Raw genomic sequence first — 13,471 nt, forward strand, 5'->3', positions numbered from 1 at the left:
TTGGCTGACACTGTCTTGAATCGCCGTTTTTCCCTTCCCATTTCGATTCCACGCAGCCGGGTTTGGCTGTCTCCAACTGAAGGATTGGGAGAAAATGAACACATCTGCATTGATCCGTCCGGCCTGGACGCCGGCAACCATCGCACTGATGGTGATCGGCTTCATGGTGTTCTGGCCGCTCGGCCTCGCCATGCTCGCCTACATCATCTGGGGCGACCGGCTTGAAGGCTTCAAGCGCGACGTCAACCGCGCCACCGACGGCATCTTCGCCGGCTGCCGCCGCAGTTCCGACAAAGCGGCGCGCTGGGGCCACGGCTCCGCCCGCACCGGCAACGTCGCTTTCGACGACTGGCGCGAAAAGGAACTCGAGCGGCTCAATGAAGAGCGCCGCAAGCTCGACGAGATGCTGAGCGAGTTCGACGAATATGCCAGGGAACTGCGTCGCGCCAAGGACCAGGAAGAGTTCGACCGCTTCATGGCGAACCGCAACAAGTCGACGTCGCCTACAACCGGTGGATCAACCGGCTCGACGGGGACCGGCAAACGCGGTGGCAAATCCACGCCAGGCCTACTGGACGAGTAAGGCACTTGCCCCGATAAATAATCAAAAAACGGCGTCGCGTCAGCGGCGCCGTTTCTTTTATGTTCTATTCGTTTTCCTCGAATCACGTATCGTCGCCCCATGTCATTCGGCTTCTTCCGCAACCTGACCAAACCCAGGCCCGCCCCCGTCGTGGAGCGAGAGCATTGTGTTGCCGGCCGCACGCTGCCGCTCAAGATCGTCGAGAGCGACCGGGCGCGGCGCCTGACGCTGCGCATCGATTCCGGCGGCCGTGGCTTGCGCATCACCGTGCCGCCGGGCTTGCGCCGTGGCGAAGTCGAAAAATTCCTGGACCGCCATCAGGACTGGCTGGAGCAGCGGCTGGCCAAGGTGCCCAACCGGCCGCAGGTGCGGCCCGGCATCAAGGTACCGGTGCGCGGCGTGCCGCATCGCATCGTTCATGAGCCTTCGAAACGCGGGACCGTCACGCTGTCGCGCGACGAGCGCGGTCCGCTGATGATCGTGCACGGCGATCGCGTGCACCTGCCGCGCCGCATCGCCGATTTCCTCAAGCGCGAAGCCAAGCGCGAGATCGAGGCGCTGGTGGTCAAGCATACCGGCGCGGTCGGCAAGCGCGCCAAGGCGATCCGCTTCAAGGACACGTCGAGCCGCTGGGGATCGTGCACCTCCGACGGCAATTTGTCCTTCTCCTGGCGCATCATGATGGCGCCATCGCCTGTTATAAACTATCTCGTCGCGCATGAGGTGGCGCATCTCAAGGAGATGAACCACGGCCCGAAATTCTGGAAATTGTGCGAGCAGCTTTGCCCCGACACCGAGCGGTGCAAGGATTGGCTCAAGCGCAATGGCGGCGCGCTGCAAGCGATCATGTTCGAGTAGATCGCCCGATCAATCGTCGTTGGCGGCGTTCAGCTCTTCGGGACGTAAGCCTTCGTCGGTATGGCGCGGCCATGGCAAGAAATTCTTCTCGAAGGCATCGTTGCTGAAATAGGCCAGCGCGCGATGTGCCTCGGCGCCGTTGAAGGCGGCCTTGTCCATCAGATGAGCGATGACCTCGTGGGCCTGGGCGATCTTTTGCCTGAGTTGGGCGACGGTTTGGTCTGCCATGCTTGTTTACTCCCGCCTGTACTGTCTGAAGTAAGGTAGCGCGTTCCGCGCTGGTGGCAAACATGCGCTTTTTCTCGACTCTTTTGCCGTTTCGTGCCAATCCCGCGCCATGGCGCTCGACATCAAGATATGCGGACTGAAGACCGACAAGGCATTGGCCGCGGCATTGGCCGGCGGCGCCAGCCATGTCGGCTTTATTCTCTTTGCCAAAAGCCCGCGCTATGTCGAGCCGGCGGAAGCCGGCCGCTTGCGCGAAGCGGCAATCGGCAAGGCCAAGGCGGTTGCCGTGACGGTCGACGCCAGCGACGCGTTTTTGAATGAAATCGTCGGGAAAATGCGCCCGGACATGCTGCAGCTGCATGGTTCGGAAACGCCCGAGCGGGTGGTCGAGTTGAAGGCGCGCTATGGCCTGCCGGTGATGAAGGCGCTGTCGGTCAGCGAGGCTGTCGATCTGAAGCGGATAAAACCCTTCATCGGCGTTGCCGACCGCTTCCTGTTCGACGCCAAGCCGCCTAAGGGTTCGGAACTGCCGGGCGGCAACGGCGTTGCCTTCGACTGGCGCATTCTGGCCGGCCTTGACGCAGGCGTCGATTACATGCTTTCCGGTGGGATCAACGCCGCCAATATCGGCGATGCTCTTCGGCTTGCCAACCCGTCCGGATTAGACATTTCCTCGGGCGTGGAAAGCGCGCCGGGCGTCAAGGATCCGGCGCTGATCGAACAGTTTTTCCGGGCCGTCAGGGCAGCACGCGACAACCGCGCCGCCTGAGGATAGAACCCGGAGCATGTCCCGGAAACGTGGAAACCGGTCGACAAGGACATGCTCCAAACAAGAAGTAGGAGATCGGCGATGAACAAGCCGACGATACCCAATTCCTTCCGCACCGGACCCGACGAACAGGGTATGTTCGGCATCTTCGGCGGTCGTTTCGTTGCCGAAACGCTGATGCCGCTGATCCTCGACCTGGAACGGCACTGGAACGAGGTCAAGGACGATCCGGATTTCAAGGCTGAGCTGACTGACCTTTCGACCCACTATGCCGGCCGGCCGTCGAAGCTTTATTTCGCCGAAGGCCTGACCAGGCATCTTCGTGAGGTTTCCGCGGCGAAGGGCCTCGGCGGCGGTGCGAAAGTCTATTTCAAGCGCGAGGATTTGAACCACACCGGCTCGCACAAGATCAACAACTGCCTTGGCCAGATCCTGCTGGCCAAGCGCATGGGCAAGAAGCGCATCATCGCCGAGACCGGCGCCGGCCAGCACGGCGTGGCGTCGGCCACGGTGGCGGCGCGTTTCGGGTTTCCTTGCGTCGTCTATATGGGCGCAACCGACGTCGCCCGGCAAAGCCCGAACGTCTTCCGGATGAAGCTGCTCGGCGCCGAGGTGCGGCCGGTGACAGCAGGCCACGGCACGCTCAAGGACGCCATGAACGAGGCCCTGCGCGACTGGGTGACCAATGTCGAGGACACCTATTACCTGATCGGCACCGCCGCCGGCCCGCACCCCTATCCGGAGCTGGTGCGCGACTTCCAGTCGGTGATCGGCACCGAGGCGCGCGCGCAGATCCTCGAGCAGGAAGGCCGGCTGCCGGACACCATTATCGCCTGCGTCGGCGGCGGCTCGAACGCCATCGGCCTGTTCCATCCCTTCCTCGACGACAAAGAGGTTCGCATCATCGGCATCGAGGCCGGCGGCCGCGGCCTCGACGGCATCGAGCATTGCGCCTCGATGAGCGCCGGCGCGCCCGGCGTGCTGCACGGCAACCGCACCTATCTCCTGCAGAACGCCGACGGGCAGATCATGGACGGGCATTCGATCTCGGCCGGTCTCGATTATCCGGGCGTCGGGCCGGAGCATTCCTGGCTGCGCGACTCGGGCCGCGTCGACTATGTGCCTGTTCTCGACGATGAGGCGCTGGAGGCGTTCCAGCTGACGACGCGCGTCGAAGGCATCATTCCGGCGCTCGAATCCGCCCATGCCATCGCGCATGCGGTGAAGATCGTGCCCGCCATGGACAAGGACCAGATCGTCATCGTCAACCTGTCCGGCCGCGGCGACAAGGACGTGCATACGGTGGCCAATATGCTGGGCATGGAGATCTGATCATGACCACCCGCATCGACCGCCGCATGGCCAAGCTGAAGGCCGAAGGCCGCCCGGCGCTCGTCACCTATTTCATGGGCGGCGACCCGGACTACGACACCTCCCTGTCGATCATGAAAGCGCTGCCCGGCGCCGGCAGTGACATCATCGAGCTTGGCATGCCGTTTTCCGATCCGATGGCCGACGGCCCGGCGATCCAGGCGGCCGGCCTGCGCGCGCTAAAAGGCGGCCAGACGCTGGTCAAGACGCTGAAGATGGCGTCGGAATTCCGCGCCGGAGACAATGAAACGCCGATCGTTTTGATGGGCTACTACAATCCGATCTACATCCACGGCGTCGACCGCTTCCTGAGCGACGCGCTGGCCAGCGGCATCGACGGGCTGATCGTCGTCGACCTGCCGCCGGAAATGGATGAGGAGCTGTGCATTCCGGCACTGAAGGCCGGCATCAATTTCATCCGGCTGGCGACGCCGACCACCGACGACAAGCGCCTGCCCAAGGTGCTGCAGAACACCTCCGGCTTCGTCTACTACGTGTCGATGACCGGCATCACCGGCTCAGCCCTTGCCGACACCGGCAAGGTGGCGGCGGCGGTCACGCGCATCAAGGGCCATACCGACCTGCCGGTCTGCGTCGGCTTCGGCGTCAAGACCGCCGAGCAGGCGCGCGTAATCGGCGCCAATGCCGATGGCGTCGTCGTCGGCACCGCGATCGTCAATGCGGTCGCCAATGTTCTGGGGCCGAAGGGCGAAAAAACCGCCGACCCGGCCGAGGCGGTCGCCACGCTGGTCAGCGGGCTTTCGCAAGGCGTGCGCGCGGCTCGCCTTGCTGCCGCCGAATAGTCTTGATCTTCTGGTTGACCATGATCTTACCGAAAACCGGTTTCCACTTTTCGGGATCATGGTCTAACTCTTCGTCAGGACAGGAGCCGAAGCGATGAACTGGATCACCAACTACGTTCGCCCGAAGATCAATTCGATGCTCGGCCGGCGCACCGACATGCCCGAGAATCTCTGGATCAAGGATCCGGAGACCGGCGAGATGGTCTTCCACAAGGATCTGGAGCAGAACCAGTTCGTCATCCCGTCCTCCGGCCACCACATGAAGATCTCGGCTAAGGAGCGGCTGAAATTCTTCTTCGACGACGGCAAGTACGAGACGCTCGAAAACCCCAAGGTCGTGCAGGACCCGCTGAAGTTCCGCGACGAGAAGCGCTACACCGACCGGCTGAAGGACGCCAAGGCCAAGACCGGCCTGGAGGACGCGATCATCAATGCGCTGGGCACCGTCGAAGGCCTGCCGGTGGTGGTGACCGTGCAGGACTTCGCCTTCATGGGCGGCTCGCTCGGCATGGCCGCCGGCGACGCCATTGTTCGTGGCTTCGAGGTCGCCTTGCAACGCAAGCGGCCGCTGATCCTGTTCGCGGCCTCCGGCGGCGCCCGCATGCAGGAAGGCATCCTGTCGCTCATGCAATTGCCGAGGACCACGATCGGCGTCGATCGGCTGAAAGAGGCCGGTCTTCCCTATATCGTCGTTCTGACCAACCCAACCACCGGCGGCGTCACCGCCTCCTACGCCATGTTGGGCGACGTCCACATCGCCGAGCCCGGCGCGCTGATCGGCTTTGCCGGGCCGCGCGTCATCGAGCAGACCATCAGGGAAAAGCTGCCCGACGGCTTCCAGCGCTCCGAGTATCTGATGGAGCACGGCATGGTCGACATGGTGGTCTCGCGGCTGGAGATGCGCCAGACGATTGCACGGCTCCTGAAAATGCTGCTCAAGCTGCCGGAAGAGCAAAAGCCGATGGAACCAGAAATCCTGCCGCCGGCGGCGATCCCGGCGGAAGCACGCCCGCAAGCCTGACGCGACATCCTTCGTCGCGAACCGCGATTGCGCGCCATCTGTGGCGCGCCTAGGATTCTCCCATGACCACGCTTGCCGCCGACCGCGAAATCGAAAGCCTGATGTCGCTTCATCCGAAGGGCTTCGATCTTTCGCTCGACCGCATTTCGCGACTGCTGGAGCGGCTGGGCAATCCGCAGAACCATCTGCCGCCGGTCATCCACATCGCCGGCACCAACGGCAAGGGCTCCTGCGCCGCGTTTTCGCGGGCGCTGCTCGAAGCGTCCGGCCACCGCGTCCATGTCCACACATCGCCTCATCTGGTGAACTGGCATGAGCGCTACCGGCTGGCCGCCGACGGCGGCGGCAGGCTGGTCGAGGACAAAGTCTTTGCCGACGCCATCGCCCGGGTCGCCAAGGCCAATGAAGGCCAGAAGATCACCGTCTTCGAAATCCTCACCGCGGTCACCTTCCTGCTGTTTTCCGAACATCCGGCGGATGCCGTCATCATCGAGGTCGGCCTCGGCGGCCGCTTCGACGCCACCAATGTCATCACCGAGCCGGCAGTGTCGGTGATCATGCCGGTCTCGCTCGATCACGAATCCTTTCTCGGCGACCGTGTCGAACTGATCGCCGCCGAAAAGGCCGGCATCATCAAGCGCGGTTGCCCGGTGGTCATCGGTGCGCAGGAAAGCGAGACGGCGCTTCAGGTGCTTATCGAAACCGCCGAGCGGCTCGACTGTCCCGCCTTCGTCTATGGCCAGGATTTCCTCGCCTTCGAGGAAAACGGCCGCATGGTTTATCAGGACGAAGACGGATTGATGGACCTGTCGCCACCGCGCCTGCCGGGTCGCCACCAGTTCGCCAATGCGGCGGCGGCAATTGCGGCGGTCAAGGCAGCGGGCTTCGAGATCAGCCATCGCGTCGCCGACAAGGCGATGGCCAATGTCGCCTGGCCGGGGCGGATGCAGAAATTGCCGCAAGGCAGGCTGACGGAACTGGCGCCGAAGGGCGCCGACATCTGGCTCGACGGCGGCCATAATCCGGGCGCCGGCGTGGTCGTCGCCGAGGCGCTGGCCGAGCAGGAGGAAAAGAACCCGCGGCCGCTGTTCCTGATTTCCGGCATGATCAACACCAAGGACCAGAGCGGTTATTTCAGCGCCTTCAAGGGCTTGGTGCGGCATGTCTACACGGTGCCGGTGAGCCTCAGCGAGGCCAGCGTGCCGAATGACGAACTGGCGGTCCGCGCCGTCGAGGCCGGCCTGTCGGCCGAACCGGTGAGTTCTGTCGCCAATGCGCTGATGCTGCTGCGCGATACCTGGGACGGACCGCCGCCGCGCATCCTGATCAGCGGTTCGCTCTATCTGGCCGGCGCGGTGCTGGCCGAAAACGGCACGCCGCCGGTTTGAGGCTCTGGTTCACCAGGCCATGATGACGGACTTCGTCAAATCACCACGAGGAGTCAGCCATGATCAACGTAAAGCAGCTCGCTCACGTTTGCATCTTCGCAGATGATCTCGAAGTGACGCGAAGCTTCTATCGGGACGTCCTCGGCATGGACACCCAGTTCAACTTCCTGCGCGACGGCAAGATTTTCGGTTTCTACCTTAATTGCGGCAGCCGCAGCCACGTCGAGGTGTTCCAGAAAGACAGGGCCAGCTATAGCGACTTGAACCAGATCAACCACTTCTGCCTTGAAGTGGAAAACCTTGACGCCGCGATCGCCCACGTAAGAGCGAAAGGCGTTGAAGTCACGTCAAAGAAACACGCATGCGATGATACCTACCAGGCGTGGATTCGCGACCCTAACAACGTGAAGATAGAACTGTTTGAATACACTGAGAAAAGTGCGCAGTTCGTCGGAGGCGATCGTATCGCGGGTTGGTGATCGCCTCACGCCTATGGCGGAGACGGCCTCGGTGGGGACTACTTCAGCTCAATCTCGATGAAGGCGTATTCGCCCTCATTGGCGCTGATGACGTCGTGCTCGACGCCTTCCTTGCGGAAATAGGGCGCGCCCTTCTTCATTTCGGCGAAGGATTCGCCGTCCTTGGTCAAGAGCTTCAGCTTGCCGTCCATCAGCGGCACGATGACATAGTCGTGGCCATGACGGTGCCAGCCGGTGTTGTCACCCGGCGCGAAGCGGTATTCGGTGACGATGACGCGCTCATTGTCGATGAAGACGGTGGCCTTGGCGGATCCGGTCATGTCGTTCTCCTGTTTGACGTAAAGAAGAACATGCGGCGGCGGGCGGCGAGTGCCAGGGCGGACCAGCGCATGACGCCAGTAAAAGAAAAGCCCGGCACGGGGGCCGGGCTCGTCTGCGAAATTTTCGGTCGGATCAGGCGAGATTGCCGTTGATCCAGTGCGACAGGGCGGTCTTCGGCGCGGCGCCGACCTTCATGTCAGCCATTTCGCCGCCCTTGAAGATCATCAGCGTCGGGATCGAGCGTACGCCAAACTGCGCGGCCAGCTCGGGATTCTCGTCGATATTGAGCTTGGCGATCTTGACCTTGCTGCCGAGTTCGATGGCGATGTCTTCCAGCGCCGGCGCGATCATCTTGCATGGGCCGCACCATTCCGCCCAGAAATCGACCACGACCGGCTCCTTGGCGTCAAGCACATCGGTCTGGAAGTTGCTCTTGTCGACCTTGACGGTGGCCATGCGGGAGATCCTTTCGAGAGTTATTGTCGCACCAAATGTGGTGGTTACCGCGCCCTTCTTCAAGCAGGTCTTGTGTCACGCTCTCGTGAGTCGGGCAAGGGCATCGTCCATCGCCGCCGGCGGCAGCTCGATCAAGCGTGGTGCTTCAGTGAACAGCAGCGCCGCCGAGACCTCATGTCCGGGGTAAAGCGGCTGGAGCAGCGCGCGGTAGAGCGCGAGCTGCAGGACATAGGCCGGTGGAACGTCCGCCAGGGTTGCAGGCGCCGGCCGGTTGGTCTTGTAGTCGACGATCGACACCTTGCCTGATGTGACCGCCAGCCGGTCGATCTTGCCGGAGATGGAGCGCAGCTTGCCCTTCACCTCCAGGCTGCCCATGACCGCGACTTCGGCGCGCGACGATGATGCAAACAGCTGATCGAAGCGGCTATCGGCAAGGATCGCCGCCACCGAGGCTAAGGCCTTGTCGCGCTCGGTTTCAGGCCATTGCGCGCCAGCGCGGCTGAGATAGCGTTCCGCGGCGTCCCGGCGTTCGGCCTCCGCAATGCCGGGCAGCATCTGCAACAATTTGTGCAGCGCCAATCCGCGCATCACGGCAAAACTAGGCTCCGCCTCGGTGTCCAGCACCGGCGAGCCGGTGTCGATCACCGCTTCCTTGGCTTCGTCGATTAGCGCCGAGGCGCCGGAGGGCGACAGCGGTCGCGGCAGATCCTCGAAGGGCGGCAAGGGCTGGAACAGGGTCCTTGGCAACGGCTCGAACTGTTGCGTCTGCCGCGCCTCTTCGGCCGCCGCCTGTGCGACCGGCGGCAATTTTGTCACGTGAAACCAATGCACGGTCTCGCCGGTGGCGGGGTGCTGCCGCTCAGCGCTTTCGGGAGCGCCGACCAGCGCGCGGCTGACGATCGAATGCCAGGTGCCGGCATTCGGCGCCCGCTTGCCGTGATAGCCGCAGACGATCAGGCGGTCCTCGGCGCGGGTCATGCCGACATAGAGCAGCCGGCGGTATTCGTCGTCAGCCAGTTCGCGAGCGCGGACCGAAGCGGCCCGTGAAATTCCATTGGCGACATCGCTGGCCGAGCGCCAGAGATAGCCCTTGCCGGCCCAGTGTTCGCCCGAGCCATCGAACGGCATCAGTCGCGGCAGATGCTGGTCGCTGAACGGCGCCGAGCCACCATCGACCAGGAACACGACAGGCGCCTCCAGGCCCTTGGCAGCATGCACGGTCATGACGCGAACCTCGTCGCGGGTCTGGTCCATTTCGCGCTTGATCTCGGGACCTGCGTTTTCCAGCGTCGACAGGAAGGATTCCAGTCCCGGCAGGCCGGTCCGTTCCTCGGCCAGGCAAAAGCTCAGAAACTCGTCTAGGATGTCGCCAGCTTCCGGTCCGAGCCGCGCGATCATTTTCTTGCGCAGGCCGTCGCGGGCGAGAGCCCCGGCATAGAATTCGAACACCGGCTTGAAGGCGGCTTCATCAGACCATGTGTCGAGTTGGGTAACGATTGCGGCCAAGGTTGCACTTTCGACGGCATGCTGCCTGAGCGATGCGATCAGGGAGAGACCAGACGGCCGCTCGCCCGCAAGCGCGAAAAGCATCTCTTCCGAAACATCGAAAATCGGGCTGCGCAGCACGGCGGCGAGCGACAGATCGTCCTCAGGCTGGATGAGAAAGTGACCGAGCGCGATCAGGTCCTTCACGGCGATATGGCCGGGCAGGCTGAGCCGGTCGGCGCCGGCGACCGGGATGTCGCGGCGCTTCAGCGCGCGCGTCAGCGCATGGACGAAACGATCGCGCTTGCGCACCAGCACCAGCACGTCGCCGGGTCGAAGCTTCTTGCCACGGCCTTCGATGATCTCGCCGGCGCCGATCCAGCCGGCAATGGTCGCCGCCACGTTCTCGGCAACACGCACCGCCGGCGCATGGGCGTGGTCGACGGCTTGCGTCCAGTCGTCGGGTTCGTCGACGACGTCGGCACCGATCGATGGCCAGACCTCGACATAGCCCGGCGCATCAGTGCGGATCGCCTTGTGGTCCAGCGGGTCGGGATCGTGGCTGATGCCGCGCCGCACGACCGGGTCGGCAAAGACACGGTCCACCGCCGCAAGCACGTCGTCGGTCGAGCGGAAGGACCAGGTCAGCTTGAGATCGGCGAAGGCGGCGTTGGCGGCGCGCACCCTTCCGGAAAACAGCAGCCTTGAGTCGGCGAAGGAGTCGGGCGCCGCTCCTTGAAAGGAATAGATCGACTGCTTTTCGTCGCCGACGGCAAAGACCGTGCGATGAACATTGTCGCGCGCGCCGAACCCAGCAAAGAATTCCTCAGCCAACCGCTTCACCACCTCCCACTGGTCGGGACTTGTGTCCTGCGCCTCGTCGAGCAGGATATGGTCGATGCCTTGATCGAGCTTGTATTGCACCCATGGACCGGCGTCGGGCCGCGCCAGGAGATTGACCGTTCGGGTGATGAGGTCGTTGAAGTCGAGGAAGCCGCGGGCGCGCTTCAAGTGCTCGTAGCGGGCGATCAGCCAGTCGGCGATGGTTAGCGCGGCACGTGTGCCCTCCAGCATCCTGAACAGGGCCAATCGGTCGGAGATTTCGAGGATGGCATCGGCCGCCGCCAGATAGCGCTCGGCAAGATCGGGCAGCCGGTCGAGCAGCGCCTTCTTGAACGTCTTTGCCGGCTCATAAGGCTCGCCATCTGCCCGCAGGAAGGCTTTTGCCAGCAATTGCAGCCGGCGAACCGGATCATCCTGGGCGAAGGCAAGATGGGCGTAGGGCAGCAAATTGTTCAGCACAATGCGGGCATCGGCGGCTTCAGCAGCGCGGGCAAAGGTAATGAAATAGTCCGGCAGGAAGCCCGGCAGCGGCCAGACGGATGCAGCCAGGCCTTCGGCGGTCTGGCCGGCGCGAAACCTGAACTCGTCGAACAGCGCCCGGAAGCCATCGCCACCGGCCGCGCTGATGAAGGCGCGCAAGCCGTCGCGCTTGCGCACGATCTCGGCCAGCAATGCGTCGAGCCCATGTTCGCCGCCGCGCTCCAGAATGGTGGCGAATGCCTCTGCCAGTCCCGCATCGCCGGCGGCCGTGCCCGAGATCATGTCACGACGGGCGGCGGCGAAGAGCGACGCCTCCATCTGCGGATCGAGCATTTCGAAATGGGCCGGAATGTTGGCTTCCAGCGGGAACTGGTGCAGCACCGATTCGCAGAAGGCGTGGATGGTCTGGATCTTCAGCCCGCCCGGCGTCTCCAGCGCCTCGGCGAACAGCCGGCGCGCGCGGCGCATGGTTTCGCGATCGGGCTGGCGACCGTCCAGCGCCTCTACCCTCGCCGCCAGATCGACGTCGGCAAGCGCAGTCCATTCCGACAACGTCGAAAACACCCGGTTCGACATGTTGGTGGCGGCGGCACGGGTGTAGGTCAGGCACAGGATCTTCGATGGATCGGTGCCACGCAGCAAGAGCCTGATAACGCGCTGGGCCAGCACATGGGTCTTGCCCGATCCGGCATTGGCCGACACCCAGGCGGAATTTTTCGGGTCGGAGGCGCTTGCCTGGCTGGCGGCGGTATCGGTCGGGATGGGATAGGCCTTCTTCATGCCTCCCCTCCTTCGTCGTCGGCGTCGCCGCCGGCGGACCATTCGAGAACGCGGGCGAGATGGTCGTAGTCGCCATCGGTCTCGCCCTCGCGAAATGGCAGCGCCCGCGACAAATAGCCGGTCGTCGGGTCGGCGTAATGGATCAGCAGTTTTTCCAACCGCGCCCAGGCCTCCTCGGCGAGATCGGCGGCGGTTCGCGGCTTGCGGTTGTATTCGAGGATGGATTCCTCGAATACCTCGCCGTTCGGCTTCAGCCTGACGAAGGCCAGTTGCGACGGCTCGCGCGCGCCAAGCCCCTTGAAGGCCCCGCGCCTCAGCAATGCCCCTTCCAGCGCCAATTGTGGCGACAGCAGCGTGTGCGCCTGCGCCTTGGACGGCGAGGAGCCGGTCTTGTAGTCGAGAATGTCGGCCATGCCGCCGGCCAGCAGGTCGACGCGATCAGCGTAGCCGGACAGCGTCACGCCGGACCGGCCAACGCCGGTTTTCTCGGCGCGCTCCTCGGCGTGCCGCATTGTCACGGCAAGGGCGCGGCCGCGCTCCCATTCGATGATCCCGGCCGCAAGCTTTTCGAAGCGCGGCCACCATACCGCCTCGACATCGTTAGGAAGGGCCGCTTCGGCAAAGCATTGGCGGCCGGCGACGATGAGACCGTCAAGCGCCTCCGGCACAAGCGGATCGGCCACCTTCGCCGAGAAAAGATGCAGGATGGCGTGAAACAGCGTGCCGCGCTCGGCAGCACCCGGGTCGCGGATGACCGGGTCGAGCGGCATCAGGCGCAGGATCCTCCTGGCATAGATCGCGTAAGGGTCGCGGCGCAGCGTCTCGATCTCGGTGACCGAGAAATGCTGCGGCCGCTCAGCCAGCGGCGGCTGCGGCTGCGGTCGCGGCGCGAAATCTCTCCTTTCGCCGGCATCGAGCGCACGTGCCCAGGAAAGGAATTCATCACCACGCCGGCGCAGCACTGCCGCATGGTCCTTGCCGATGAAGGTCAGGAGGCGCTGCAGCCAGCGCGACGGCACCGCCGGCGCGTCGCCCGAGCGGGCGGAGCGCGCCAGCACCACTTTCTTCGCCCCCATCGCCATCTGGAAATCATGGGCGGCCAGGCCGATGCGCCGTTCGGGCGGGTCGAGATCGATGCCGGTCTTCATCAGCCGCGACATGAAGCGGTCGCTCTCCGGCTTGCGCGGCCACACGCCTTCATTGAGCCCGCCGACGACCAGCGTGTCGACGCTCTGCAACCGGGCTTCCAACGCGCCCCAGATGGCGATGTTCCTGTCGGTGCCTTGTGCCGGCTTGACGGTTTCGGGCGCGATCAGCGCCTCCATCACATCGGGCGATTCGTCCGCCGCGAAGGAGAACGACGCCGAGGCGGCGACCAGCCCGCGCAAGAGCTCGGCGAGCTTCTCACCGGCATCGCCCGCATAGAGTTCGCTCAGGCTGCCATCCGCGGTGCGGCCGAGACCTTCGAGCGTGACGACGCTGGCCCGGGTCAATTCGGCAAGATCGGCCTCGGCTTGATTGCGAAAGGCGATCAGCGGCGCCAGCGCCGCGGCTAGGCGGATGAGCAATTTGCGGGCGCCCTCGATGTTGCGCACGGTCAGGCGGG

General features: G+C 64.0%; 13 protein-coding genes. 8 read left to right on the forward strand and 5 right to left on the reverse strand.

The features are described from left to right. Positions 1-94: 94 nt before the first annotated feature. Positions 95-583, forward strand: coding sequence for a DUF2852 domain-containing protein (locus EOB36_RS16485; RefSeq protein ID WP_095484456.1), 489 nt, complete (start codon positions 95-97; stop codon positions 581-583). A gap of 99 nt (positions 584-682) precedes the next feature. After that, positions 683-1,441, forward strand: coding sequence for a M48 family metallopeptidase (locus EOB36_RS16490; RefSeq protein ID WP_095484457.1), 759 nt, complete (start codon positions 683-685; stop codon positions 1,439-1,441). A gap of 9 nt (positions 1,442-1,450) precedes the next feature. Here EOB36_RS16490 and EOB36_RS16495 read toward each other — a convergent pair whose 3' ends face one another. Further along, a complete protein-coding gene (locus EOB36_RS16495) occupies positions 1,451-1,669 on the reverse strand; it encodes a hypothetical protein (protein WP_095484458.1) in 219 nt (72 codons plus the stop codon). Between the two features lie 109 nt (positions 1,670-1,778). On the opposite strand from EOB36_RS16495, the gene EOB36_RS16500 reads away from it, so the two are divergent. The 6 genes from EOB36_RS16500 to EOB36_RS16525 all read left to right on the forward strand — a co-directional run bounded on the left by EOB36_RS16500 (position 1,779) and on the right by EOB36_RS16525 (position 7,500). Further along, on the forward strand, positions 1,779-2,438 hold the full coding sequence (locus EOB36_RS16500; protein ID WP_095484459.1) for a phosphoribosylanthranilate isomerase: 660 nt from the start codon (positions 1,779-1,781) through the stop codon (positions 2,436-2,438). A gap of 81 nt (positions 2,439-2,519) precedes the next feature. Then, complete coding sequence (gene trpB / locus EOB36_RS16505; protein ID WP_095484460.1) at positions 2,520-3,770, forward strand: tryptophan synthase subunit beta; 1,251 nt, start codon at positions 2,520-2,522, stop codon at positions 3,768-3,770. Positions 3,771-3,772: 2 nt separating this feature from the next. Continuing rightward, positions 3,773-4,612 carry a tryptophan synthase subunit alpha gene (gene trpA, locus EOB36_RS16510; protein ID WP_095484461.1) on the forward strand — a complete coding sequence of 280 codons (840 nt, stop codon included), beginning with the start codon at positions 3,773-3,775 and terminating at the stop codon, positions 4,610-4,612. Positions 4,613-4,706: 94 nt separating this feature from the next. Next, on the forward strand, positions 4,707-5,633 hold the full coding sequence (accD, locus tag EOB36_RS16515; protein WP_128243707.1) for an acetyl-CoA carboxylase, carboxyltransferase subunit beta: 927 nt from the start codon (positions 4,707-4,709) through the stop codon (positions 5,631-5,633). Positions 5,634-5,695: 62 nt separating this feature from the next. Continuing rightward, complete coding sequence (locus tag EOB36_RS16520; RefSeq protein ID WP_128285251.1) at positions 5,696-7,021, forward strand: folylpolyglutamate synthase/dihydrofolate synthase family protein; 1,326 nt, start codon at positions 5,696-5,698, stop codon at positions 7,019-7,021. A gap of 59 nt (positions 7,022-7,080) precedes the next feature. Further along, a complete protein-coding gene (locus EOB36_RS16525; protein WP_128285252.1) occupies positions 7,081-7,500 on the forward strand; it encodes a VOC family protein in 420 nt (139 codons plus the stop codon). A gap of 38 nt (positions 7,501-7,538) precedes the next feature. Here the strand turns inward: EOB36_RS16525 and EOB36_RS16530 are convergent, their stop codons facing one another. The 4 genes from EOB36_RS16530 to addB form a co-directional block, all read right to left on the reverse strand. Beyond that, complete coding sequence (locus EOB36_RS16530) at positions 7,539-7,820, reverse strand: cupin domain-containing protein (protein ID WP_128285253.1); 282 nt, start codon at positions 7,818-7,820, stop codon at positions 7,539-7,541. A 133-nt stretch (positions 7,821-7,953) separates the two neighbouring features. After that, a complete protein-coding gene (trxA, locus tag EOB36_RS16535; RefSeq protein ID WP_027152031.1) occupies positions 7,954-8,277 on the reverse strand; it encodes a thioredoxin in 324 nt (107 codons plus the stop codon). Between the two features lie 75 nt (positions 8,278-8,352). Next, entirely contained in the window at positions 8,353-11,865 is a 3,513-nt protein-coding gene (addA, locus tag EOB36_RS16540) for a double-strand break repair helicase AddA (protein WP_128285254.1), read from the reverse strand. After that, positions 11,862-13,471 (reverse strand): double-strand break repair protein AddB (gene addB, locus EOB36_RS16545; protein ID WP_128285255.1); only part of this gene is annotated, 1,610 nt, incomplete at its 5' end. The genes addA and addB, both read right to left, overlap by 4 nt.

It is taken from the genome of Mesorhizobium sp. M6A.T.Cr.TU.017.01.1.1, from assembly GCF_004023115.1.
Taxonomy (GTDB): Bacteria; Pseudomonadota; Alphaproteobacteria; order Rhizobiales; family Rhizobiaceae; genus Mesorhizobium; species Mesorhizobium mediterraneum.